This is a genomic window from Methanococcoides sp. DA23 (assembly GCF_057593895.1).
In genome coordinates, this window is the sequence record NZ_CM172520.1 from 2,301,610 (window position 1) to 2,325,191 (window position 23,582).

The following is a 23,582-nucleotide window of genomic DNA, read 5'->3' on the forward strand; positions in this document are numbered from 1 at the left end:
CTCAAGAGATGTTTTTCCATTTCTGCCTTTACTGAAGAGAGCTTCAATGGTTATATAATAAGAGAACATCTATAAAATGAGATGAAAAACGAACATGTCAGTTACATCTACGAGGCGCTCCTCGAAAAGATAGGACATCTTCAATGGTGGCCTGCTGACACTCCTTTTGAAGTTGTGATAGGCACAATACTGACACAACAAACGAAATGGGCCAATGTCGAGAAGGCCATAGAAGGTCTGAAGAAGTATGACCTTATAGAACCCGAGAAACTTGCAAGAGCTGACCTGGAACTTATTGAAGAACTTGTTAGATGTTGTGGTTTTTACCGACAGAAAGCAAAGCGTCTTAAAGATATTGCAGGTTTCTTTGCAAGGGAAGGAATGGACAATGTATTTTCCTTACCCACAACCCAGTTGCGCAAACTCATGCTTTCCCTCAATGGTGTGGGAAATGAGACTGCCGACAGTATTGTCCTTTATGCTGCTGACAAACCGAAGTTCGTGATCGATGCTTATACAACACGGATCATGAAATGTATCGGTATTGAAGGCAATTATATGCAACTTCAGGAGATGTTCGAAAAGAACCTCCCAGAAGATGTGTCGCTCTATAAAGAATACCACGCATTGATAGTGGAATATGCTAAGAACTACTGCGGAAAGAAACAGTGCGACGACTGTATACTTACCAAAGGCTCAAAGGGAGAGGACTAAAAAATGGAAAACGAGACCTACCTCCAGATATATCAGCGGGTGAACACCCTTGAAGATATAGAGATATTAGCTATTGAATTTGAAGAAAGCACAGGGGTCATTGCTGCTATCCTCAATCAGAAAACGGTCTCAAAGGTCAAAAGAAAGATGGGACATCTTCAGAATAAGGGAAAGAACTTCCAATATCTCTGGGAAAAGGGTATGACCATCAATGCACTGGCACAGAATAATGATGTCCCAGCTACTTTAATGGCAAGTGTGATCATCAAGGAACTGGGTTACTCTAAAAAGCATGTTCTCAAGAATCTGGACACACTGGACAACAGAAGACTTGCCAGTGAAATAGAAGATGCGATAGATTCGGACCATTTCTTCTCCCCTAAAGCACATGCACTTCAGGTTGCAAAGGGAAAGATGGGAGAGGATATTATAGCCAAGTGGCTTGACCACCACAGGTTAGGTTACAGCACTGAAGAAGACCTGAGAGAACTGGGAATGCAGAAGACACCGGATTTTTTCCTTGACAAGACCCTATATGTTGATGGCACTGAGATCGAGTGGATAGAAAGCAAGGCAATGTTCGGGGATGAAAGAGAACACGCCTACTATTTTAAAAAGCAGTTCCAGCATTATGAAAGAGATTATGGCACAGGAATGGTGATCTACTGGTACGGCCACCTTGATACCATAGAATTTGAAGACAATCTAATACGTGACCACACTTTTTACATGGACCTGGATACAAAAATAGATGCAGAAATAGACGAACTTCTGAGTTCGACCCTTTGAAAAAAATAACTCATTTTCTTTTTATGTCCATGATGCTCAGTGTATGAACATGGGAGACCTCTTCTTCCTCATATGACACTGCACCATCCATTATTGAGGCATGCGTACCCATCATCTCGAGCATATCAGAGACTTCATCGAACCCCGGTGCACGCAGGTTGCTCATCTCGAAAATATCCATCAGAGCGGTTATTGCAGGCCTTTCAGTAATTGCTTTGATACGGGTCATATAGATAAGTTTGTTTAGTACTATTAAAACCTGCCGAGCTAGAAATATTATAGATAAATTGGATAGATCGAGTTTTAAAGGTTCATTCCGACCATATTTATCAGTGCACCGATGACCAGTGCCAGTGTGATGGTAAAAAGTGATATCAAAGTTGTGTCCTTCCATCCAAGCTCGTGCTTAAGTATTGCAATGGTTGCAACACATGGGATATAGATGGTGGTAATGACCGCGAAGGAGTACATTTGCAGGGGTGTGAGCACCAGGGCAAAGTTTGCAGTTCCGGCAAGCACCGCCAGTATCTGCAACGCCATTTCCTTCCTGAGTATGCCGAAGATAAGCGCGGTTGCTGCAAATGCCGGCAATCCGAATATCCCCACTGAGATAGGTTCCACTGCATTCTGGAACACATCCAGGACACCCAGGGCATCGATCAGACCAAGCAGTGCACTTCCAATCACCAGTAACGGAAATGCAACATACATGAACTCACGGACACGCAACCAGGTCTTCTGGAAAGTGGCCCTTTGGTCCGGCTTCCGCAAGGGGGCCATTTCCATGATAAGACCGGTCTTTTCCCCAGAAAGCCCTTTTCCGAGCACCCAGCCAGTGGCAAAGATTATCACAAGCTCAAGCACGTAGATGGAAATGGCTGCCCAATATCCCACAAAGGTGCCCACAAGTCCAATTATTATCACGGTCCTTGCAGAACATGGTGTCAGTGCTATGAGTACAGATGCTATCCTTTTCTCACGGACCGTATTCAGGGTGCGTGTAGACATTATTGCCGGGACATTACAGCCCATTCCAAGTATCAGGGGAATGATGGCCCTGCCATGAAGCCCTACCTTATGCGTCCAGTTATCAAGCAGGAAGGATGCCCTTGTCAGATAGCCGGAATCCTCGAAGAGTGACAGTATCACGTAGAACACTGCAATGTAGGGAATAGCGATAGCGAAACCTGCCTCGACTCCCAGAAGAGAATAGATGATAACGTTCCTGATAACAGGGTGTGAGCCTGCAAGCAGACTTTCTGCCGGAGAGATAAGAAAGGTCTCGAACAGGGAAACGATGCCCTCTTCGAGAAAACCGCCCACAGTAAAAACTACAAAAAAGGTCAATAGCAATGCAGCAACAAGTCCGCTAATGCCCACATATTCCGAAGTGAGCACTGAATCTATCCTTTCTTTGAATGTGACCTTATGTTCTACCTGAGTGGTCACCCTGTCAACGATATAACCGGCCTCACCGTAAAGGTCACGCACGATGGTATCCGAAATGGACATGCCATGTGCTTTTTCAATATCATCGGTAATGGATTCGGAGGTAATTAACAAAAGGTCGGCCTCGTGAGGGCGACAGCTCAATTTAACGAACTCTTCATCCCTTTCCAGTGCCCTGACCTTGATACCATATCCGATCTCCGGAAAGTCCTCATCCAGCTTCTTAATTGCACGAAGAATATGATTATCGTAATGTACCCTATGCCTGTCCTTAATGGAAACCTTCTCATCGATAGCCACGAGGACAGCTTCTTCCAGGCCCACGCCTTTGGTGGCGATGGTAGGTACCACAGGCACTCCAAGGGTCTCGGAAAGCTTTTCGATATCTATATCGATACCCATTTCCTTTGCAGCATCCATCTGGTTAAGTGCCACCACCATGGGGATTTTTAGCTCAAGCAATTGAAGTGTAAGGAAAAGATTGCGTTCAAGACGGGTAGCATCCACCACATTGATGATGACATCCGGATATTCACGCAAAAGATAGCGTTTTGCGACCTTCTCATCCTCAGTTGATGCACCCAGAGAATAGATACCCGGAAGATCGACAACATCGAGCTTCTTGGAACCTACATTGACACTGCCGTGTGTAAGCTCCACAGTGGTTCCGGGATAATTGGCCACTACAACTCCCACACCTGTCAGACGGGAGAAGAATGCACTTTTGCCTACGCTTGGATTGCCCACAAAGGCTATGGTCATGTCGAAATCAGGCGACCTCGCCTTACGTATATTCGCAGCAGACCCATCATTAATTTCTGTCTTTTCCACGTGGATACCTCTTCCTCATACCCAAACGTACGAATATCTTCTTAGCGATCTCATTTCCAAGAGCAATCTCGGTCCCACGGGTCAGTATAGAAGTAGAACCCTGTTTTTGCTTGCGTTTGACCTCTATATTCTCGCCGGTTATCATTCCAAGTGAGCTCAGACGCTCTTTAGAGGGGTCTGACAATGTCATCATGACTACCGTACCACAGTCCCCTTCTTTGAGGTCGGCCAGAGAAACATAGCTCTCCTTGAAAGGACAATGTTCATTCCCATCTGCGGGTTTGCAATCGATATTGTTGTTACCAAGGTAATTGCACATGCTCTCCACTACAAGGTCAGATACCGTATGTTCAAGCCCACAGGCTTCATTATGTGCAACCTCAGGTTCGAGGGCCAGTACATCAGAAAGGAACTTCTCGATAACATGGTGTTTACGGCGAATACTGTTCACCTGAAGGACAGCCCTATTTGTGAGCTCAACGCCATGATAAGGTTCGTGTTTCACAAGCCCTTCATCCGTCAGCTTTTGCACCATTTCAGAAACGGAAGCTTGAGATACGCCAAGCCCTTCAGCAATATCCTTGCTCTTGACGGGAGTCCCACGGCTCTTACCAAGGGAATCTATCGTTTCAAGATATTCTTCTATACGATCGCCGGTCATCTTGTTCACACTATAGTATATGTGTGGCTATAATCCCTGTTCTAAATATATAAATTGTGGTTAGCCATGCCGAAAATTATTCGGATACATACTAATTCAAAGAACAAATACCATGGAAACAACGACCGTTGTCCACAGCCCGTTTCCATCCCCTTTTGCACACCGGCAATAGTGAACAGTATCGAATATATGACCACTCGCCTTATACACCCTTTCTCTTTCCCCCCATGCCGAATCAGCATCGAACTCGATGCCAAGTGTTGTAGCGAGCATTGTAGCTGCAAGGTCCTCTGCGTAGACCCCTGCTGTCCGTTCATCCTCTCCGAAAGAATGATGTTCGGAAATGTACCCATAATCATTGCTATCAGCCGGCACAGCGTTCCCAATGGCCGCTGCGATCATACGTCCCGGTTCATTGGTCTGGTTCTTTGCCATGACACAATATACTATCTGCCCCGGAGCAAGTTCCTCAAGGCCTTCTTCCCTTGGAACGATGACACAGTTAGGCGGCAGTATGCTTGAAACGGTCACAAGATTGAACTTTTCAATTCCCGCATCCCTTAACGCAAGCTCGAACGATGCCAGTTTATCCTTGTGCACGCCTGTGCCTTTTACCACGAATGCTTTCCGGGGGATCATAGGGAAGGCTATTGAGAAGAGACTTAAATATGTTTCGCTGGCAGAATCGTTCAGGAACAGACCAACATTTATATATGATTCAAAGATTCCATCACCCTCATACTTAAACGGTGATCTTTAATGGTAAAAGTAAAGGACCTTAAATGGAAGCAGGACATGAGAGTTTCTGAGCTTGTCGATTCCTATGAGTTCATAGGATTCCAGAGCGTAGAGCTTCAGCGGGCATCCGATGTGATCGTGAAGATGAAAAAGGATTCTGCAAAGGTCTTCCTTACATTTACCTCGAACATGGTCACTTCAGGGCTTCGCGGATTCTTTGCACAGCTCATCGATCTTGGCATTGCCAATGTGATAGTCACCACCGTAGGCGGTCTTGAAGAGGATATAATGAAGGCCACAGGAGAGGATTTCCAGATAGGCTCTTTCCAGACTGATGATGTGGAACTTCATGAACAGGGGATCAACCGAGTCGGGAACCTGCTCATCAAAACAGAGAGCTACATGAACTTCGAGAGTCTCGTCGACAGGATACTCAAAGAGCTTTACGAAAAGCAAAACCGCTGGGCAGTTTCTGAGATGCTCAGGGAGATAGGACTTATGCTCGATGACGAGAGCTCCATCCTCTACCAGGCTGCAAAGAACAACGTGCCTATATTCTGCCCTGCCATTACCGATGGAGCCTTCGGATTCCACCTATATCTGTTCCAGCAGGAACACCCGGATTTCATTGTGGATGTGGTGAAGGACTTCGGGAACATCCTTTTTGCCAGCAGTCATGATGACCGCAAGGGCGTCATAGCCCTTGGCGGATCCATCTCGAAACATCATGCGATATTGAGCACCCTTTTGAACGGAGGTGCTGAATACGCAGTATATATGACAACTGCACACCGCACCTCAGGGAGCATGTCAGGAGCCAACACCAATGAAGCAAAATCATGGGGAAAGGTCAAGGATGAAAGTGATGTTGCCACTGTAATAGGGGATGTGAGCATAACCTTCCCCCTGGCAATGATAAGGGCACTTGACGAACTGGCAGCCGATGGTCTGCTTAAAGGGCTGCAGGAGAACAGGACCACAGGAGTGGTAAAATGAACAGTACAGTATCTGCACCGAGATTCACCCTTTCAAAGAATATAATACTTGAGCAGTACCGCAAGGTCAAGGAAGTGGCGGATATTGTCGCATTCAGCTCAAAGACGAACCCGAAGGTCAGCCCGTTGATCGAAGCTGAGACCGATGGACTCCTGAGTGTCCACATGCCGAACGAACTGAAGCACACAAAGGACATGTCAAGGGTGCTGTTCCTGGCGCAGGCGTGGACACCAGAGATGATAAGGGAGCTTTACGAGAAAGGCATCCGTTCCTTTGCAGTTGATAACGAGTTCGACCTCGACACATTGCTTTCGACCATCGATGATACCGACTGGAAGATCACATTATTGCTACGCCTCAAGCTCAAGGAACACTCCATACGCACCGAGCGTTACTTCGTTTTCGGAATGAGCTCGGACACCATCAACAAAAGGATATCTCAGCTTAAAGATAATCCGAACATCGAAGATCTTGGGGTCCACTTCCACAGGAAAACACAGAACGTGAACGAATGGAAGATCCAGCCTGAGATAGAGGATGCGCTCACAGAAGGAACACTGGAAGCCATCGACATACTGAACATCGGGGGCGGACTTCCCTCAGAATATGCCAACACCAATGTCGATGTCATAAACGGAATATTCAGACGCATATCCGAACTTCGGGAATGGCTCCATGAGAAGGACATCAAGCTCATGATAGAACCAGGGAGGTTCATAGCTGCCCCTGCAGGGAAACTTGTGAGCCACATAACAGGGGTATATGATAACAATATCATAGTGAACGCATCCGTATACAACAGTGACATGGATGCGATCCTGGTCCCAGTGAAACTTCGAATTGAAGGAGAGGGCGGCAACGATAGTGGGGAACCTTATGTTGTGAAAGGGTGCACACCCTGTTCCATGGACCTTTTCAGGTATAGGGTTTACCTGAAGGATGAACCTAAAATTGGTGATGAGCTGGTGTTCATCAATGCAGGAGCCTACAATTTCTGGTCGAACTTCTGTGACCTTGAAGAGATAGTAACGGAAATTATCGACTAAAAACCAAAACTTATAATATTGAAATCCAATCTGTACATCAATTATCTTATTATCGGTGATCAAAATGACTGAAATTACACACTGGGCAGATGTCATTGCTGAAGAAGCAGCAAAAAATGGCAATAAACATCTGGTATCCACCGGAATTACCCCCTCCGGTCACATCCATATAGGGAATATGAGAGAGGTCGTAACTGCTGATGCAGCTTACAGGGCAATGAACGATGCAGGACTCGAATCCGAGTTCATCTACATTGCAGATAATTACGACCCCCTCCGTAAGGTCTATCCTTTCCTCCCTGAAAGCTATGCAGAACATGTGGGAAAACCCATTTCCGAGATCCCATGCCCATGCGGGGAATGTAAGAGCTATGCAGAGCACTTCCTAACACCTTTCCTTGAAGGTCTTGAGAAACTGGGAATACACCCCAAGGTCTACCGTGCAGATGAGCTTTACAAGAGCGGAAGGTTTGTCGAAGCTATCAAGGCAGCCCTCATCAAAAGAGATGATATCGCGAAGATCCTGAAAGAAGTATCAGGAAAGGATGTCCTTCCTGAGTGGAGTCCTTTCAATCCCATATGCCAGGAATGTAAGAAGATCAATACCGCAATTGTCACCGGATTCGATGCAGATGCAGAGACCGTTGACTATGAATGTTCCTGCGGACACTCCGGCACGGTCTCGATGATCGGCGGTGGAAAGCTCACATGGCGTGTGGACTGGCCTGCAAAATGGAAGATGCTGAATGTAACGGTCGAACCCTTTGGAAAGGACCATGCTTCAAGAGGTGGTTCATACGATACCGGAAAGAGGATAGTTAGGGAGATATTCGACCACGAGCCCCCACAGCCCATAGTATATGAGTGGATCATGCTCGGACAGAAGGGAGCAATGTCATCATCAAGCGGCGTTGTCGTATCTATATCCGACATGCTCAAAGTAGTGCCACCGGAAGTATTGCGTTACCTCATCATGCGCACAAAGCCTGAAAAACACATCAAGTTCGATCCAGCACAGCCACTTCTGACACTTGTGGATGAATATGAACGCCTCAACTCGAACGCTGAGATCGAAGGGCTTAACAAGCGCGTACTGGAGCTCTCCCACGCAAAGGGCATCTGCCATACCGATATCCCGTTCAAGCACATGACCACCATTGCCCAGGTAGCACATGGGGACTTCGACAAGATCATGAAGATCATTGGGCGTGCCGGCTACGACACCACCAACGAAAAATGTGTAAGGGAGCTTGTGGCCAATGTCGCTAACTGGCTCGAGATGTACGCACCTCCATTTGCAAAGTTCAGCGTGAAGGACGAACTGCCTGAAGAGACAGCCAGCCTCACGGATGAACAGAAAGCATTCCTCGGTGCAGTATCAGAGATCATCGGGAACAGCGGAGAACTGACAGGCGAAGATTATCATAACCTCGTCTATTCTTCAAAGGAAGCAGGTTCAGAACTTAACAATAAGATAGTTGAAAAACTGAGCGTTGATGAGGTGGAGATAAATCCCAAGGATATGTTCAAGGCCATCTATACATCAGTACTTGGCCAGCAGTCGGGTCCAAAGGCCGGATGGTTCCTTTCATCCATCGACCAGGACTTCCTTGCAAAGCGCTTCAGCGAAGCAGCCCTGTACAGACCCTGAATATGACAGAAGGTAGAGCGACCATATCACATTTCACAGCATGGGAGGAGGAATACTCCCATGTGAAATGGGGCGGAGCAGCACCCATAGATGCCATACGCTCCCGAATACCTGAAAAGGGGTGCATCCTTGATGCCGGTTCAGGCAATGGTCGCCACCTTCTGCCCCTATCTAATTTTTACGATTGTGTGGGTATCGATGTATCCACAAAGGCATTGACAGCTTCCAGAGAGTACCTGGCAAAAAGGGATAGGGAGGCACATCACTCCACTGCTTCCATCACCCATCTTCCGTTCCAGGACAACAGTTTTGATGCCATTGTCTGTTTCGGAGTGCTACAGCACCTTCTCAGAAAAGAAAGGAAAACAGCTGTATGTGAATTTGAACGTGTGTTAAGGCCCGGAGGGATGATATTCCTCGAGGTCTTCGGCATAGAGGATATGAGATATGGCGGAGAAGAGGTAGAAGAGCATACATTCGTTCGCCAGAGCGGGATAATCTACCACTATTTTACAAAGGAAGAACTTCAAACCCTTTTCAGTGGATTCGCCACGAACGACATAAATGATGTGATCACAAAAAAAATATTCAAAGGCGAGTCCTATACCCGCCACATGGTCAACGGCATCATTCAAAAGGTATCAGAAAGTGATACCAAGATAAGCTAAAAGAACTAAAAGCAAGGCACCGACAGCACCCGCCAGTGCACACACGAGTATAGTTACCCAGGTAAATGCGATGTTTATCCCCAGCACGAACTTTGCCACAAGAAGGATAACGATACCAATCGCCGTGTTTACAACCATATTCTTGATGGTCTTAAGCACTTTGTACAATAAAAGGGCTGCAATGATCGCAACCAGCACTATAATTAGTTCCATTACCATATTGATCACTATAAAATATATATCAAAGGTATTTAATTTTTGCTTTTAAAAGAACTCAAAAACCCATTAAGAATGAGTTCCAGTTCCGAATCATCCCCGTATTCCTTTACAGAGATATCAGCATAGGTGTTCCCAAGCAACATTGCAGAGACATTGGAATCCGGCATGTGCACACACATTACAGGAATGCCTTTTTTGATAGCTGAACATACCTCATAACCAACACCAATGGAGGGCATGCTGACCTCTGCGATCATGCATTCGCTGTCCTGCAAGAAGGACATATCCCTTTCATATATCTGGGTCTCCGTCAAAAGGGATTCCTTGTCTTCGACCTCACTGTCCGCAACATGCCAGCTCAATACCTCATGTCCCTTATCCCTCAGGGACCTGCAGATGAACTGGTAGGTGGGGAGCATCAGCCGCCCCCCGCGGATCGAGCCGGACAGAAATACCTTCATACCACACCTCGCAGATAATGTCCCGCAGTATAGCCATCCGTGATATCCTTGCATCTCCCGGCCTTCTTACCGTCCAGAACCCCACGATAGCGGCGGGTCACCTTCTTCACAAGCTCCACATCCATTGTCCTTGCCTCTATCCTTATGGCCGCAACCCCTGCCCGAAGGATGATATTCATGTTCTCGAGCATACAGAGTTCCCTGGAATTAAGCACATGCATCCTGCAATCCGAGTCCACCAGCAAAGGGAAATAGTACCCCAGCTCATCGACCAGCTCGAAATCCTCTTCCTCGCAGACCTTAATGCATCCATCCTTGTTCCCGAAAAGATCACCAAGCATACAATAGCGTGACACCATGACATCCTGGCGACCATGCACTATACATTCCACAGGTCCGCATTCTGCGACCTCTTCGACCTGTGCAATTGACATTTCAGGGGACAGGACCACCGTATCCGCACCAAGCTCCTTCATGGCAGCATAGGACCTTACATTGAAGACATTCATGGGACTGTCCGCAACCACAGGCAGACCAAGGCCCATTGCAAGATGGTAGGTACCGTAATTGGAAACCACCACACCATCGGCCTCAAGCTCCTTTGCCAGTTCGAACAGTTCCCTCACAGCATCCATATCGTCTTCCGAAACGATCCTGGAACTGTTCACATAGACCCTGCGCCCCTTGTCCTTGCATATGCTGACCGCCTCTTCCAGATCGATATACTGACGACCCCTGAAGAACTCGCCACCGACATAAAGAACATCGGCACCACCCTCAATGGCAGCATTCAGCCTCTTGAGAGTGTCAACACTGACAACGAGCAACGGCTTTTCAGAGCTCTTCTCCCCACAAGGCACTTCAGGCAAGACACATTTCCCATGCTCTGGACGGTGCCATTTCTCCATCCTTGCAGCGCCCAGAAGGGAAACCGCATTGTTCCTCACATCATTGAGCTGTTTGATAGGGATGAAAACCTCGCCGGTAACGTTCACATCGATCGAGGAAGCCTCGAAAACGGAATTGCCCAGTTTCAAAAGCTGTGTTTCGATCTGCTCTTTATCGGTAGGCCTCTTTTGTGCAACCTCTACCACATAATCCGAGAGAACAGAAACACGGTTACCATCCTCATCTTCCATATCAAGGGCAATGTTCGAGCCTGCAACAACATCCGCTTTGAGGGTCACCGGAACCTTCCTGAGCGGCTTTGAGGATGTGAACGTACGTTTAAGGGATTCCATAAGAGACCGGTCCATGGTCCTGAAGATCATCGAGCCTTCAGGAAGTTCCCTTCCAAATGAGATCTCCACAACATCCCCTGCCTGAGCTGAAGTTACCTGTTCCCCGTTCATGACCATTTGGGTGATGTTCTCTCCTGCCCCTTCCATGCCCTCGAGACCGATACCATCGCCAAGCTCCAGTTCTGCAGAAAGGTTCGCGATCAGACGCCTATCTTCCTCATTGTAGCCCACAACACTGCCTGCAACCAACCCTCGACTGTATGGCTGTTCCCGGCTCATCATTCCGACCCTGGAGCCTTTCAGATAAGCATCGGTGAATTCCCTGTTGAAAAGCTGTTCAAGCACCAGCGACTCGTCCGGAGAGACAAAATATGCCTCGGGATCATCAAAATAACGATCTATCAATGTCCTGTATATTCCAACGACACCTGCAACGTATTCGGGTCTTTTCATCCGCCCTTCGATCTTGAAAGAAGAGACTCCAGCTTCAATAAGCTGCGGAAGAACGGCCGTGCTGTTCAGGTCCCTGGGACTTAAAAGATAAGGACCCTCTGTACCCACAGCCCCATCATACCCCAGCAGCTCATAGGATTTCCTACATGGCTGGGCACATTGCCCACGATTTCCACTCCTGCCACCAATGACACTGCTCAAAAGGCACTGCCCTGAATAGGATATGCAAAGAGCGCCATGAATGAAACTTTCAAGCTCGATGTTCGTCTTTTCCCTTACCTGCCTGATCTCATCGATGGACATCTCCCTTGCGAGTACTACCCTCTTGACACCAAGTTCCTCAAGAAAAAGAACACCCTCACTGTTGTGAACTGTCATCTGTGTGCTTGCGTGTATGGGCAGATCAGGAACAATATCCTTTGCCAGATGAAGCAGCCCTATATCCTGAACGATGACAGCATCAGCCCCGCATTCATTGAGGAAGCACAGCATATCCGCTGCTTTTTTCATCTGCATATCTTTAACAAGGGTATTGACGGTCACAAAGACCTTTACCCCGCGAAGGTGGGCATAGTCCACAGCATCACCTATCTCTTCAAGAGTGAAATTTCCGGCAAAAGCCCTCGCACCCAGCGCCTTCGCTCCGAGATAGACAGCATCAGCCCCGTTCTCTACAGCAGCCACAAAGGAGTCCCAGGTTCCTGCTGGAGCCAAAAGTTCAGGTTTTTCGTTCATTGTATCCACAGCATGTCCGATAAAGTTTCAATGATCAATACTTATATACCTGCTATCAAACAACTGAACATATATAAGCGTGATTAGACAAGGCAGAACACAAAAAACAGAAGGTCGGAAATGAAAAAATGAGGGAGAAGAACTCACTCATTTGTTCACAAAATAGAGCCTTATTATGTAGACACTAAGGGCCAGAACTGCAAGATTGACCAACGATTTGACTATCAGAACATACTCATGCTCGAACCAGGTATAAATGATACCTTCTATGGAAATATAGAGCTGGAATGCCGACAAGATCATAAATATCATTGCAAGACCGAAAACACCTAACCTGAAATAGTATTCCAGATTCAGTTTTCCATTTGGGATATTCTCATCCATTATAATCTCCTCCTATGTATGAACACAACACCTAATATCGAAGCAAGCGCGAACAATATGGTAAAACCGGGAGTTTCATCAGCATATTCCTCCTCGGGAACTTCATCTACGAACCGTTCCTCAAAGTCCTCTGCATTGATCACTCTTTTCTGAACAACTGTATCCTTTTCAAGAACGGTTTCAGGACTTAGCTGAATTTGACCCTCGCCACGCTTGATGATAGTATCATTGTCCCAGATGATCACATCCACAATGTAATTGTAATCTTTAGGAACTGTCAGACCCACTGAAACGATCTTTGTTGTCTCAGGAAGTATGGAACCTGTATTGGTCCAAACTTTATCCGCAAGCAGGCTGGCATCCCTTTCCCGTGCCTTGATGAGTACTCTGTAATCATCGCTCAAGGCCCTTCCTTCATTTGAAAGATAGACATCCGCCTGCAACTCGACCTTGTTATCGACAACACCCTTTACGATAAAGTCAACATCCCCGATCTCTATCCCAATATCAGCCACATCAGGAGCTAAGGAGTCCAGATTAGAGATGTCCAACTGGCGAGACCTTTTTACCTGATCATCTTCAAGAAGCTGTACTTCCATTCGATAGCCACCTTCTTTTAGAAGTGTAAGTTCTATGGGTATGGATAACGTATCACCGTTTTCCAGAAAACCTATGAGAACCTCTCGTTCCATATCAAGAAAACCAGTGTCTGTATCGTACACTTTCAGAAGAATGGATACATTATTACTATCTGCAAACCGACTCTTAATTTCGGTCGTAACATTGAGATCTACATAGCTACTTCTTATTTTTTCTGAAGAGATATCCACGTTTGAGATCTCAAGCTGACTATTATCTTCAAAGTCCCGAAGACAACCAGCGGACATCACTGATGCGAACATAACAAGTAATAGTAATGTACATCCCACTATTTTTTGGGATTTATCCATAAATTTTCACCAATGATAGAGAAGAACAATAGTACAAATAACTTCCCATATTATTTTTGCAACCGGTGCATTTGCTTGTAATGTGGGAAAGAAATCAGCTTTGATCTAAAAAGGATAAAGGAATGGTGAGGTAAGGTAAGGACAACAAAATAAGAAAATGAGGCAGGTCCAAAAAGACTTGTATCAAATATCAATCAGTACATATACACGGATTCTTCCTGCAGGTCGGGCATACGAGCGGATATTTTTCCAGAAATGCCTTTTCAAGATCGATATCATAGAGATTCGCCAATGCCCCTATCCATGCAAAACAATCAGCAAGCTCTTCCCTCAGATTCTCCATATCATTCCTTCGAACAGCCTCTGCGAGCTCTCCGACCTCCTCGACCAGCCAGAGTGTCGTGGCAGGTCCGCCCCTGCGTCTGTCGTTATGGGCATACAGATCATACATGAATTTCTGGAATTCGGATATTTCCATGATATTGCCTCCTGAGATCAAATTAAAGGCGTACCGGGATGTTCTTTGCCCTGAGGGCTTCCTTTACATCCCGCACAGTATATTCCCCGAAGTGGAAGATACTTGCAGCAAGTCCTGCATCGGCCTTGCCGTCAACGAATCCCTTGTACATGTGCTCAGGATTGCCAACGCCACCGGAAGCTATTATAGGAATATCAAGCTCTTCAGAGAGCTTTTTTGTGATTGGGATATCAAAACCATCATAGGTGCCGTCACGGTTCATGCTTGTGAGAAGGATCTCCCCTGAACCGAGTTCTTCCACCTTCTTGGCCCACTGGACAGTGTCCAGTCCGGTAGGTTCCCTGCCACCGTAGATGACCACTTCATACCAGGCAAGAGTACCATCCTCAAGCTCAATTATGGTCTTGTCCTGATTGTTCTCGACATCGAGGTTACGCCTGCAATCGATGGCTGTTACAATACACTGGGAACCGAAGATCTCAGAAGCCTCGCGAATGAGTTCCGGGTTCTTCACTGCTGCAGTATTGACAGATACCTTATCAGCACCTGCCCGGAGGATCTGCCTGACATCCTCGACAGAATTGATACCTCCGCCCACGGTCAGAGGAATGAATACCTCATCAGCGGTCCGCTCGATGACATCTATCATTGTGGAACGGCCTTCGTGGGATGCTGTAATATCAAGGAAAACAAGTTCATCCGCACCCTGCTCATTATAGCGCTTTGCAAGGTCCACAGGATCACCTGCTTTTTTCAGATCAACGAACTCAACGCCTTTGACAACGGTCCCACCTGAAGCATCAAGGGTAACATCGAGACAAGGGATTATCCTTTTTGTTAGCATAGCTTACGTAATGAATGTTCTATAATTAAATGTTATTGAGAATAAAACAAAGAAACCAGTATAAAAATGATGAAATATAAACGGAATATTTAAACGTCATGAAACACATAAAAAGCCTGATGCATTTGAACCGTGCTGTCCTCACAGGAATCATAGTCCTTTTGTTAATGTGTACGACAGCTTCCGCCTTCGAGTTCCAGTATGAAGAGATCTGGGTCCATCAGGGAGCCTTTGACCTTTCAGATAATGATAAAGCATCAGCTGAAAAATACACTGTGAAACTGCAGGAGATACGATCAGGAGAGTATGGTTATTCAGCGAACGTTCTCCTATACGTTGACGGGGAATTCAAAGAGGCTTTCTTTGCAGATGCGGAATTGAACAATGAGTTCCTATATGACAAAGATCTCAAGGTCAGAACACTTGCACTTGACGAGACCGGAATATCCCTTGAGATGTACATCCATGAATACGAACTTGTATGGATACCTGGAGATACCATTGTTCTCGAAGTTGGAGAAAATTATGACCTGAATGGCATCAACATCGAAGCCGTTGGAATTAACGATGATTCTGCATCCATAGAGATCTCAAAGGATGGACGAAACCTCAGTGACGAGTACATTACAGGCAACCATCATCGCTACTTCGATGAAGCCCTCATTCGGCTAACCTATATTGATAAAATAGAACAGACTATCACAATACTACCGTACCTGCCTGGCAGACCGGAACTTGCCCTTGAGATACAGGACATTGAGGATAGATACTATCCTAATGAAGACCCTGTCTTTAACATTCTTATAAAAAATGAGGGAACCATACCTGCCAGAGGAATTACGATCACACCTTCCGCAATTAATGCACAGATCGAATCTGGCAGCTTTGAGGTACCGATACTGGACACTTCAGACAGACAGAAAATCCCGGTCAGCCTCAAGCTCCCGGAAACACCTCTCGGAAAAGATGTCGAAATAAGTGTCATCGTTGAAGGATATGATTACAAAGGGAACAGCTACCAGACATCAGCAAGCGCAGTTACTTTTGTCGACCCATATATAGCGATCTCAAGATCGTATGATACCAGTCAGTTACAAGAAGGGATAGATGATCCGGAGATAATTTTCACTCTAGTTATATACAACAATGCAAGCGTTGCACATGAAGTAGCTGTGAATGATCCGATACCTCCTTCGTTCATGCCTGTGGACATAGCTTCCACCCAATGGAATTTATTTATCGATCCCGAAAAGTCAAAAACGATAACATACAGTGCGATTCCCACTGCTGCCGGTACCTTTGAGATAATGCCAGCCGTTGCAAACTGGTATTCACAGGGAGAGACATATAGCGTGGATTCAGGAGAGAGCAGCACGATCGTTACTAGTGGTACACTGCTGGAAGTTGAAAAGGCAGTTAGTTCAACTGATATATATACAGGTGAAGAAGTAGATGTCACCATAAACATACGTAACATCGGCACCAGGGATGCGACCGTATCCTACACAGAGAACATCCCGAAAGGATTTGAATTTGTCAGCGGACAGAAAAGCTGGGTAGGATATATTGGCGTAGGGGAAGAAGAACGGATCGTCTATACAATGGTTGCAAAGGAAGAAGCGGTCTATGAACTACCTCCCACAAAAGTAGAATTTGACGATGAAAGTGGTACACAGGGAACGTTTGAATCGAATGCGATAAGATTATATGCATATTCAGTTGGACCGATAGATGATGATAGCAAAGGTCAGGAAGTTGATTACCAACCCCTCACAATGAAAGGAAGGATATTATTCCTGCTATCATCATTCATCACAATCCTGGGTGTGCTTTCCACCATACCATTTATTGCATATTTATATATTAGCAGACAACAGTCAGATAGAAGGAAAAGGATACAATGAAACCATTTATGAATGAGATCCAAAGAAGAAAGGAGGGGATTTGAACGGACATAATTGGAATAGCATTGGCAGTTATAATATTCGGATTTCTTTCCGCCATTGTACTGTACCTGCTAGTTAACCACTCTTCTTTGATAGCAGGTGTCGCACTTCTTGGAATTCCACTGGTGGTCATGCTGATCATACCTAATGCAGCCACTGGGTTTTTGGCCCACGAGCATATACGTCTTGCAGGAGGGATCGTGCCGATCAACAATTACCATCTGCTATTGTTCACATGGTCCACCATCATCGGCATCATACTCTATACCGAATTCCTTACATGGTACCTTTCGAGAAAAAAGATCTAATTAAAATATCAAGTTAAATAAAGGAAATAAAAAGGATGAGATATTCACTCATCCACCTTGTAGTAATAATATTCGCCCTTTGCTTTCTGTTCTCTGTCAAGACGTGAATCTTTTTTATTGACCCTTGGCCTTATGGTCTCTTCGTCCCTTCTGAAAGTTATACCAAGGTCAGAGAGGAATTTGTTCATTCCAACCTGCATTGAAGAGGGAGGATGTGCTATACCAAAGACTGCCGGTTCACCTTCGAAGACTATCAGGCGTTCACTGAGCATATCGATCATGTAGATGTCATGGTCTACTACCATTGCGGTCTTACCATTATTCTCTGCAAATCTCTTTATGGCCTTCGTTGCGAGGGAACGCTGCTCCACATCAAGATGCGCACTTGGTTCATCGAGAATGTACAGATCAGCATCCTTTGAGAGACAGGCTGCGATGGCAACCCTCTGCAATTCGCCACCACTCAGGTCGTTCAGCATTTTCTCGAATAAGGGCTCAAGCTGAAGAGGCTTGATTATCTCAGCCTCATAATAGCTTGTATCGAACCTGCGGGTAATGCTCCTCAAGAACTGTTGCACCTGCATGAAAGAATCAACTTTGATATACTGAGGTTTATAGGAGATGGAAACTTCCGATTCCAGCTCACCCTCATCAGGTATAACCTCTCCTGCAAGGATCTTCACAAAAGTGGACTTACCAATACCGTTAGGACCGACAATTCCGATAACTTCACCTTCTTTCAAAGAACCGCCATCGGACCTAAGTGAGAAACCGTCGCCGTACTTCTTGGAAAAAGCATTGTAATCCAGAAGGGTGGCGATATCAGTTGCAACCCTTGGAGGATGCACTTCAAAGGTAATGGCATCCGGCCTGACACGTACGTTCTCTTCAGGAAGATAACCCTTGAGATATTGGTTGATAGCGATCCTGACACCCTTTGGATGTGTGACCACACCATAACCGCTTGGCATACCGTATGCTACCTGAACGACATCAGAGAGCATGTCCAGAATTGCAAGGTCGTGCTCAACGACAAGAACTGCCTTGTCCTTTGCAAGCTCCTGTATAAGCTTTGAGGAATTGATACGCTGGTAGATATCCAGATACGGACTGATCTCATCAAAGAAGTAGAAATCGGCATCCCTTGCAGCACATGCGGCAATGGCCACCCTCTGCAATTCTCCACCACTGAGCTCACCGATATTTCGGTTGATTATGTGACCCAGGTCAAGCTTCTCCACAAGTTCATCCATTACACCGCGCTCGTCGGTACCTTCAAGAAGATCACGTGTCTTGCCGTTGAAGGCCTTGGGGATCATATCCACATACTGCGGTTTCTGGGATACCTTGATCTTGCCGTCGATGACATTCTTGAAATAGTCATACATTCCAGTACCGGCATAGTGCTCCAATACTGTGTCCCAGTCACCGGTCTCTTCCCCGAAGTTAGGAACAAGGGCACCTGAGAGGATCTGTACTGAAGTACTCTTACCAATACCGTTCGGACCAAGAATACCGGTCACCTTACCCACCTGAGGGGTTGGCAAACCATAAAGGGCAAAACCGTTCTGGCCATACCTGTGGGTCGGCTTGTCAAGGGCCTCAGGCAGACCGATTATCATAATAGCGCTAAAAGGACATTTGTTGATACAGATACCACAGCCGACACATAGTTCCTCAGATATGATGGCCTTACCATCATCCCCGAACACGATCGTCTCGTATCCTGTCCTGACCCTAGGACAGTATTTCTCACATTCGTGGCTACATCGCCTTGGCTGGCACCTATCCTTATTCAATATTGCAATTCGCATGATAGATCACTGAAGTTGTTAATGGGATATTTAATAATGATTATACAAAAGAAAAAAAGAGTACCATGAATACTGTCAATTCAACAGCAATACCCATGTCACAAGGCAGAAGTCGATAACGATGAATTCAACATAGAACCAATCCTTTGGTCCGAACTCTTTCGTATCTATCTTGATAGCGGGATAGATCAAGCGCTGTGCATAATATGCCAACACACCGACAATGACCAGCACTGCATACCATTTAGTTTCGGTACCTGCACCGAATTGTAGGAATGCACCAAGACCGGCTACCATACCAAGGAATGCTGCAACAGCAGTCTTGATTATACCCTGTATATGTGCTACCCTGCGCTCTTCCGGAGTCTTCACTTTGATCGCAGCGGGTTTTTTGGACACTGCAGGAGCATCAGTCTGAACTACCTTTTTGGTGCCATCCGACTTCCCTTTGCTTTCCTTTTTCAATTGGCATCTTCTCCTGAGTTAATTATTAAGATTGGTTGTTATAATCATTAGAACATATATAAACGTTTATTCCTGCAGAGAGTAAGGTCAAAGGAACTCATTACTCAGTACATTGCTGACCTGATCAAGGGATACAGCTTCCCTGCCGACACTATTTAGATAGGAAGCGAACTTTTCCGGCCGCTCCCCTGAAGGATGATACACGATCGTCAGCTCAGGATCTATATCCTCCACCATATTGGCAAGGCCATTAGCGTCAAGATGGTCACTTACCTGCAGGGCAGGATAGCTATAGTCCAGCCTTCCTGTAAGCACATATTTTTTCATCGAATGAGGCAACTTCTTAAGGTCCCAGGGCGGTACGATGCAGACCTCGTCCTCATCACATTCCCCTATAGCCACTATATCTCCGGCATTATCCACAAGGCTGCGTGTCAGAATCAATGACTTCTCTTCCATTGCGATAGTCCCATGGTAACCGATACCACGCAAAAGCTCCACAGTTCTCTGTGCCTTTCCAAATGCATAAGCACCGAAAGCGACCTGGGAACCACACTCCATGACATCTCTGAACCCTTCAAGATCATCCTCGAAATGACAGGACGGGTCGGAATGATCCCCATAGTTCGCCTCAGTTATCAGCACGTCACATTTTGGCAGTGCGGAAGCATCCTTGACGTCCCCGGTGACAAGGATACGGGTACCCACCTCGTTCACCCAATAGAAGCCAACCGCTCCTGCAGTATGTCCCGTCTGATAGGTCTTTACTGTCACACCATTGATGTCGATGGAATCCCCGCATGCTAAAGTACGTCCCTTGAACTCACGGTCATGACGTATCTCAAGGGCCTTGGCGGTCTTTTCAGTGGAAACCGAGAGGTCAGAGAGCATTGCGGACTTGCCGTTATGGTCAGAATGAGCATGAGTGACAAGATAAGCATCCGGTTGAGGCTGTTTTTTAGGGACACGTGTGGAATCAATGGAAAAAGTGCAAAGGTTCCCATCATCTGCCCTGAATTTAACAGCAAGATGGGGTTTGAACGTCCCTCGTGAATTCTTCTGGCGAAATGCCAGAACTCCCATATCTGCAAATCTGTTCAAATGATACCTCCGGCCAATGGACGAGTTCAAGTTATTTACATGTTGTCAGAAGAAGAAATAATAAAAAATAGAGGAAAAAATGAATGAAAAGGAAATAAAATAAAAGGGTTAAATAAGAGTATTCAGCTCTGCACGAAGGACGTCAGCGCTGGTAACACCTGTATAGCGCTTTACCAATTCGCCATCTTTCTCAATGATGAGAGTAGGTACTGCACTGACCCCATACTTGCCTGCAAGGGCATTGTTCTGGTCAACATCTATCATCTTGAACTCTACCTTGTCCCCCATTTCACCCTCGAGCTGTTCAAGGATAGGTTTCTGTATCTGGCAAGGCCCACACCACGTTGCTGTAAAATCCATTACTACTACATTGCTCATTGAAGATCACCTTTGTAACTGAAAAATATAAATAAGCGGTATTGCACGCTTCATACAAAACCAGTGGTTGCATTCTATAAATAGCTTTTGATAGTGACAATAACATCGATCAGAATACTACCTAACAGGACAGCTGCATACTCGATATCTTTTTTGAAGAGCATGTTCAGAAGACTTGATGCGAGGTCAAAAAACAAAAAGAGGAGAAGGAATTCTCACGCCCTTTTGATATTGCTATAATACATGCACTCTTCCGGAGTGAACAGCGGCATCTCCTCAGACCCTTCACACATTTCCACAGGAGCTCCGCGAACAAGTACACAGGGGATGCATTCATCTGCCTCGCCCATCAAGAGCTGGGCAGCAGAGACCAGATTATCCGCAACAGCCTTGCGTGTTATATGCAGAGGTTTTCCAAAAAGATCATGGGAGCCCCGTGCATCCTCAACCGGAACTATACCGGAAGTACCAAGTGCAACTCCCATACAACCAAGGCGCAAAGGCTGGGTACGGCTGTCCCCGATGATGACACCCACATGGCAGGAAGAGTACTCTTCAACGCCCTTCCTTATGGAAGCAGCACTTTTCTGGGCATCCTCAGGCAAGAGCACAACATGCCCTTCGGGGGCGTTGGAACCGTCAATGCCTGCATTAGGGGACAATGTCCCGTTGGTCAGAGTAAGGGCAGCTCCCGGCACCCCCCCTATAATCTCATCACATTCACAAAGAACGAGCTCCATCTCCCTGGAATCAAGACAATACTTACCTGCAAGTTCCTCTGCGATCTTCCCGGGAACTACGGTAGATAGGTCCACCAGCCTGCCTTCTGCAGTCGCTACTGCGGATTCGGCAAGGACCAGTATATCACGATCTTCCAGAAATACCCCATGCTTATAGAAGGCTTCGCATAGCACTTCCACCATATCGTCACCCACCTCGATGAGGGGAGTTCTAATACCGAGCATCTGTATGGAGGGGAGCTCTGCTACCAATTCAGACACCTTCTGACAAATAATCAGCCATTATCTTGATGGCACAGTATTCGCCACACATGGAACAAGGCCCTGTCATGGGACACATCCCCTTTGGTTTGTCAGGGTCCAGTGCAAGTTCCATCTGCCCTTCCCAATCGAAATTGGCACGCCTGTCAGCAAGCAATTTATCCCGCTCATCGAGACCGTATTTCATGGAATCGCCAATGTGTGCCGCGATCTTGAATGCAATAAGGCCTTCACGCACCTGCTCAGGTGTCGGAAGGGATAGATGTTCTGCCGGGGTTATGTAACAAAGATAATCGGCACCATTGCCACTTGCAATGCTCGCACCGACTGCCCCGGAGATGTGATCATAGCCCATACCTACATCGGTAGGTAGCGGACCTGCCACAAAGAGAGGGAAATTGGAGAGGGAACGGTGTGCCTGAATGTGGGGAACAATATCATTCGCCTGCACATGGCCGCCCATGCCCTCGATGATAACCTGTACACCGGCCTCGTTCGCCTGCTTTGCAAGTTTTGCGTTCGTCCTGATCTCCATCATCTGTGGATTATCACACAGATCATGGACACAGCCGCTACGCATTGTGTTACCAAGGGAGAGGACGACATCGTTCTTCTTCAGTATAGAAAGCACCTCATCGAAGTTCTCAAGATAGGGGTTCTCGCAGCCGTCCTTCAACATAAGCACACTGGTGAAGGAACCGCCCTTTGAGACCATGCCCATGATACGTCCTGTACCCTTGAGCTTCTCAAGCATCTGCTTTTCCACACAATGGACCACAACAGAGCTTACGCCCTCATCGACCTGCTTCTTAAGGTAGGAAAGCACATCGTCACTGGAGGTGTCCTTCATACCGCACTCGACTACCGCCTGATAGACAGGCACTGTAGTGATAGGTAAAGTGGTATTATCAAAGACCATTTTCCTTATAGCAGAGATATCACCACCCATGGAAAGGTCAGTTATGGTATCGGCACCATATTTTTCTCCGACCTTCACTTTTTCCAGTTCAGCATCAGGGTCGATGCTTGCAGAAGAGGTTCCGAGATTGACATTTATCTTCGTCTTAGCTCCTTTACCAATAGCTACCGGAGGACAGCCATCGCGAACCATTATCACAAGGCTGCCATCTGCAACCCTTGACATTACAGTTTCCACATCAATGGACTCGTGCTGGGCCACATGCTCCATTTCCGGGGTCAGCGTACCGTTCTTTGCGTATTCTACCTGTGTGGGTCTCATAGTATTCGACTCTTAAAATCG

The 23,582-nt window shown here is 46.3% G+C and carries 25 protein-coding genes; 8 read left to right on the forward strand and 17 right to left on the reverse strand.

Annotated elements, in window-relative coordinates; genetic code table 11:
* Positions 1 to 81 precede the first annotated feature (81 nt).
* Together AC20MK_RS11410 and AC20MK_RS11415 are read left to right on the forward strand one after the other, a co-directional pair.
* The gene (locus tag AC20MK_RS11410; protein ID WP_487355927.1) at positions 82 to 714 is read left to right on the forward strand and encodes an endonuclease; all 633 of its coding nucleotides are present in this window, start codon (positions 82 to 84) and stop codon (positions 712 to 714) included.
* Positions 715 to 717: 3 nt separating this feature from the next.
* Positions 718 to 1,503: a C15orf41 family protein gene (locus tag AC20MK_RS11415; RefSeq protein ID WP_487355928.1), complete on the forward strand. Its 786-nt coding sequence runs from the start codon at positions 718 to 720 to the stop codon at positions 1,501 to 1,503.
* Between the two features lie 10 nt (positions 1,504 to 1,513).
* Here the strand turns inward: AC20MK_RS11415 and AC20MK_RS11420 are convergent, their stop codons facing one another.
* The 4 genes from AC20MK_RS11420 to AC20MK_RS11435 all read right to left on the reverse strand — a co-directional run bounded on the left by AC20MK_RS11420 (position 1,514) and on the right by AC20MK_RS11435 (position 5,083).
* Positions 1,514 to 1,732 (reverse strand): hypothetical protein, encoded by a 219-nt coding sequence (locus tag AC20MK_RS11420; protein ID WP_487355929.1) that lies wholly within the window; start codon positions 1,730 to 1,732, stop codon positions 1,514 to 1,516.
* A 74-nt stretch (positions 1,733 to 1,806) separates the two neighbouring features.
* The gene (feoB, locus tag AC20MK_RS11425) at positions 1,807 to 3,783 is read right to left on the reverse strand and encodes a ferrous iron transport protein B (RefSeq protein ID WP_487355930.1); all 1,977 of its coding nucleotides are present in this window, start codon (positions 3,781 to 3,783) and stop codon (positions 1,807 to 1,809) included.
* The gene (locus AC20MK_RS11430; protein ID WP_487355931.1) at positions 3,764 to 4,444 is read right to left on the reverse strand and encodes a metal-dependent transcriptional regulator; all 681 of its coding nucleotides are present in this window, start codon (positions 4,442 to 4,444) and stop codon (positions 3,764 to 3,766) included. The genes feoB and AC20MK_RS11430 overlap by 20 nt, the downstream gene beginning before the upstream one ends.
* 96 nt (positions 4,445 to 4,540) lie before the next feature.
* Positions 4,541 to 5,083, reverse strand: coding sequence for a pyruvoyl-dependent arginine decarboxylase (locus tag AC20MK_RS11435; protein WP_487355932.1), 543 nt, complete (start codon positions 5,081 to 5,083; stop codon positions 4,541 to 4,543).
* Positions 5,084 to 5,203: 120 nt separating this feature from the next.
* Here AC20MK_RS11435 and AC20MK_RS11440 point away from each other — a divergent pair, with 120 nt between their 5' ends.
* From AC20MK_RS11440 to AC20MK_RS11455, 4 genes are all read left to right on the forward strand, one after another.
* Positions 5,204 to 6,178 (forward strand): deoxyhypusine synthase family protein, encoded by a 975-nt coding sequence (locus AC20MK_RS11440; RefSeq protein WP_487355933.1) that lies wholly within the window; start codon positions 5,204 to 5,206, stop codon positions 6,176 to 6,178.
* On the forward strand, positions 6,175 to 7,224 hold the full coding sequence (locus AC20MK_RS11445; RefSeq protein ID WP_487355934.1) for a decarboxylase: 1,050 nt from the start codon (positions 6,175 to 6,177) through the stop codon (positions 7,222 to 7,224). Before AC20MK_RS11440 ends, AC20MK_RS11445 begins: the two co-directional genes overlap by 4 nt.
* Positions 7,225 to 7,288: 64 nt before the next feature.
* Positions 7,289 to 8,875, forward strand: coding sequence for a lysine--tRNA ligase (gene lysS, locus AC20MK_RS11450; protein WP_487355935.1), 1,587 nt, complete (start codon positions 7,289 to 7,291; stop codon positions 8,873 to 8,875).
* Positions 8,876 to 8,877: 2 nt separating this feature from the next.
* Positions 8,878 to 9,543 (forward strand): class I SAM-dependent methyltransferase, encoded by a 666-nt coding sequence (locus AC20MK_RS11455; RefSeq protein ID WP_487355936.1) that lies wholly within the window; start codon positions 8,878 to 8,880, stop codon positions 9,541 to 9,543.
* On the opposite strand, the gene AC20MK_RS11460 is transcribed toward AC20MK_RS11455, so the two are convergent.
* The 7 genes from AC20MK_RS11460 to hisF all read right to left on the reverse strand — a co-directional run bounded on the left by AC20MK_RS11460 (position 9,517) and on the right by hisF (position 15,308).
* Positions 9,517 to 9,756, reverse strand: a complete 240-nt coding sequence (locus AC20MK_RS11460; RefSeq protein ID WP_487355937.1) for a pro-sigmaK processing inhibitor BofA family protein — start codon at positions 9,754 to 9,756, stop codon at positions 9,517 to 9,519. The two genes, AC20MK_RS11455 and AC20MK_RS11460, sit on opposite strands and share 27 nt — an antisense overlap.
* A gap of 38 nt (positions 9,757 to 9,794) precedes the next feature.
* Positions 9,795 to 10,223, reverse strand: a complete 429-nt coding sequence (locus AC20MK_RS11465; protein WP_487355938.1) for a nucleoside 2-deoxyribosyltransferase — start codon at positions 10,221 to 10,223, stop codon at positions 9,795 to 9,797.
* Entirely contained in the window at positions 10,220 to 12,652 is a 2,433-nt protein-coding gene (locus AC20MK_RS11470) for a U32 family peptidase (protein WP_487355939.1), read from the reverse strand. The genes AC20MK_RS11465 and AC20MK_RS11470 overlap by 4 nt, the downstream gene beginning before the upstream one ends.
* 147 nt (positions 12,653 to 12,799) lie before the next feature.
* Positions 12,800 to 13,036: a DUF8060 family membrane protein gene (locus AC20MK_RS11475; protein WP_487355940.1), complete on the reverse strand. Its 237-nt coding sequence runs from the start codon at positions 13,034 to 13,036 to the stop codon at positions 12,800 to 12,802.
* On the reverse strand, positions 13,036 to 13,986 hold the full coding sequence (locus AC20MK_RS11480) for a DUF7490 domain-containing protein (RefSeq protein WP_487355941.1): 951 nt from the start codon (positions 13,984 to 13,986) through the stop codon (positions 13,036 to 13,038). The genes AC20MK_RS11475 and AC20MK_RS11480 overlap by 1 nt, the downstream gene beginning before the upstream one ends.
* Positions 13,987 to 14,176: 190 nt before the next feature.
* Positions 14,177 to 14,464 (reverse strand): MazG nucleotide pyrophosphohydrolase domain-containing protein, encoded by a 288-nt coding sequence (locus AC20MK_RS11485; protein WP_487355942.1) that lies wholly within the window; start codon positions 14,462 to 14,464, stop codon positions 14,177 to 14,179.
* Positions 14,465 to 14,486: 22 nt separating this feature from the next.
* Positions 14,487 to 15,308, reverse strand: coding sequence for an imidazole glycerol phosphate synthase subunit HisF (hisF, locus tag AC20MK_RS11490; RefSeq protein ID WP_487355943.1), 822 nt, complete (start codon positions 15,306 to 15,308; stop codon positions 14,487 to 14,489).
* A gap of 98 nt (positions 15,309 to 15,406) precedes the next feature.
* Here hisF and AC20MK_RS11495 point away from each other — a divergent pair, with 98 nt between their 5' ends.
* The gene (locus AC20MK_RS11495) at positions 15,407 to 17,212 is read left to right on the forward strand and encodes a BatD family protein (RefSeq protein ID WP_487355944.1); all 1,806 of its coding nucleotides are present in this window, start codon (positions 15,407 to 15,409) and stop codon (positions 17,210 to 17,212) included.
* A gap of 65 nt (positions 17,213 to 17,277) precedes the next feature.
* Positions 17,278 to 17,562: a hypothetical protein gene (locus AC20MK_RS11500; RefSeq protein WP_487355945.1), complete on the forward strand. Its 285-nt coding sequence runs from the start codon at positions 17,278 to 17,280 to the stop codon at positions 17,560 to 17,562.
* 44 nt (positions 17,563 to 17,606) lie between these two features.
* Here AC20MK_RS11500 and AC20MK_RS11505 read toward each other — a convergent pair whose 3' ends face one another.
* The 6 genes from AC20MK_RS11505 to thiC all read right to left on the reverse strand — a co-directional run bounded on the left by AC20MK_RS11505 (position 17,607) and on the right by thiC (position 23,561).
* The gene (locus tag AC20MK_RS11505; protein ID WP_487355946.1) at positions 17,607 to 19,376 is read right to left on the reverse strand and encodes a ribosome biogenesis/translation initiation ATPase RLI; all 1,770 of its coding nucleotides are present in this window, start codon (positions 19,374 to 19,376) and stop codon (positions 17,607 to 17,609) included.
* 75 nt (positions 19,377 to 19,451) lie between these two features.
* Entirely contained in the window at positions 19,452 to 19,841 is a 390-nt protein-coding gene (locus tag AC20MK_RS11510) for an EMC6-like membrane protein (RefSeq protein ID WP_487355947.1), read from the reverse strand.
* An 87-nt stretch (positions 19,842 to 19,928) separates the two neighbouring features.
* Positions 19,929 to 20,942, reverse strand: coding sequence for an MBL fold metallo-hydrolase (locus AC20MK_RS11515; protein ID WP_487355948.1), 1,014 nt, complete (start codon positions 20,940 to 20,942; stop codon positions 19,929 to 19,931).
* A gap of 108 nt (positions 20,943 to 21,050) precedes the next feature.
* Positions 21,051 to 21,320: a thioredoxin family protein gene (locus AC20MK_RS11520; RefSeq protein ID WP_487355949.1), complete on the reverse strand. Its 270-nt coding sequence runs from the start codon at positions 21,318 to 21,320 to the stop codon at positions 21,051 to 21,053.
* 215 nt (positions 21,321 to 21,535) lie between these two features.
* Positions 21,536 to 22,312: a coenzyme F420-0:L-glutamate ligase gene (gene cofE / locus AC20MK_RS11525; protein ID WP_487355950.1), complete on the reverse strand. Its 777-nt coding sequence runs from the start codon at positions 22,310 to 22,312 to the stop codon at positions 21,536 to 21,538.
* 1 nt (position 22,313) lies between these two features.
* Positions 22,314 to 23,561, reverse strand: coding sequence for a phosphomethylpyrimidine synthase ThiC (gene thiC / locus AC20MK_RS11530; RefSeq protein ID WP_487355951.1), 1,248 nt, complete (start codon positions 23,559 to 23,561; stop codon positions 22,314 to 22,316).
* Positions 23,562 to 23,582: the final 21 nt, after the last annotated feature.

Bases quoted from the DNA above. Each gene is read 5' to 3' on its own strand.
- AC20MK_RS11460 (WP_487355937.1), bottom strand. From the start codon at position 9,756: ATGGAACTAATTATAGTGCTGGTTGCGATCATTGCAGCCCTTTTATTG.
- AC20MK_RS11520 (WP_487355949.1), bottom strand. From the start codon at position 21,320: ATGAGCAATGTAGTAGTAATGGATTTTACAGCAACGTGGTGTGGGCCT.
- hisF (WP_487355943.1), bottom strand. From the start codon at position 15,308: ATGCTAACAAAAAGGATAATCCCTTGTCTCGATGTTACCCTTGATGCT.
- thiC (WP_487355951.1), bottom strand. From the start codon at position 23,561: ATGAGACCCACACAGGTAGAATACGCAAAGAACGGTACGCTGACCCCG.
- AC20MK_RS11485 (WP_487355942.1), bottom strand. From the start codon at position 14,464: ATGGAAATATCCGAATTCCAGAAATTCATGTATGATCTGTATGCCCAT.
- lysS (WP_487355935.1), top strand. From the start codon at position 7,289: ATGACTGAAATTACACACTGGGCAGATGTCATTGCTGAAGAAGCAGCA.
- AC20MK_RS11415 (WP_487355928.1), top strand. From the start codon at position 718: ATGGAAAACGAGACCTACCTCCAGATATATCAGCGGGTGAACACCCTT.
- AC20MK_RS11430 (WP_487355931.1), bottom strand. From the start codon at position 4,444: ATGACCGGCGATCGTATAGAAGAATATCTTGAAACGATAGATTCCCTT.
- AC20MK_RS11445 (WP_487355934.1), top strand. From the start codon at position 6,175: ATGAACAGTACAGTATCTGCACCGAGATTCACCCTTTCAAAGAATATA.
- AC20MK_RS11420 (WP_487355929.1), bottom strand. From the start codon at position 1,732: ATGACCCGTATCAAAGCAATTACTGAAAGGCCTGCAATAACCGCTCTG.
- AC20MK_RS11410 (WP_487355927.1), top strand. From the start codon at position 82: ATGAAAAACGAACATGTCAGTTACATCTACGAGGCGCTCCTCGAAAAG.
- AC20MK_RS11480 (WP_487355941.1), bottom strand. From the start codon at position 13,986: ATGGATAAATCCCAAAAAATAGTGGGATGTACATTACTATTACTTGTT.
- AC20MK_RS11495 (WP_487355944.1), top strand. From the start codon at position 15,407: ATGAAACACATAAAAAGCCTGATGCATTTGAACCGTGCTGTCCTCACA.
- AC20MK_RS11505 (WP_487355946.1), bottom strand. From the start codon at position 19,376: ATGCGAATTGCAATATTGAATAAGGATAGGTGCCAGCCAAGGCGATGT.
- AC20MK_RS11470 (WP_487355939.1), bottom strand. From the start codon at position 12,652: ATGAACGAAAAACCTGAACTTTTGGCTCCAGCAGGAACCTGGGACTCC.
- AC20MK_RS11435 (WP_487355932.1), bottom strand. From the start codon at position 5,083: ATGATCCCCCGGAAAGCATTCGTGGTAAAAGGCACAGGCGTGCACAAG.
- AC20MK_RS11475 (WP_487355940.1), bottom strand. From the start codon at position 13,036: ATGGATGAGAATATCCCAAATGGAAAACTGAATCTGGAATACTATTTC.
- AC20MK_RS11440 (WP_487355933.1), top strand. From the start codon at position 5,204: ATGGTAAAAGTAAAGGACCTTAAATGGAAGCAGGACATGAGAGTTTCT.
- AC20MK_RS11465 (WP_487355938.1), bottom strand. From the start codon at position 10,223: ATGAAGGTATTTCTGTCCGGCTCGATCCGCGGGGGGCGGCTGATGCTC.
- AC20MK_RS11455 (WP_487355936.1), top strand. From the start codon at position 8,878: ATGACAGAAGGTAGAGCGACCATATCACATTTCACAGCATGGGAGGAG.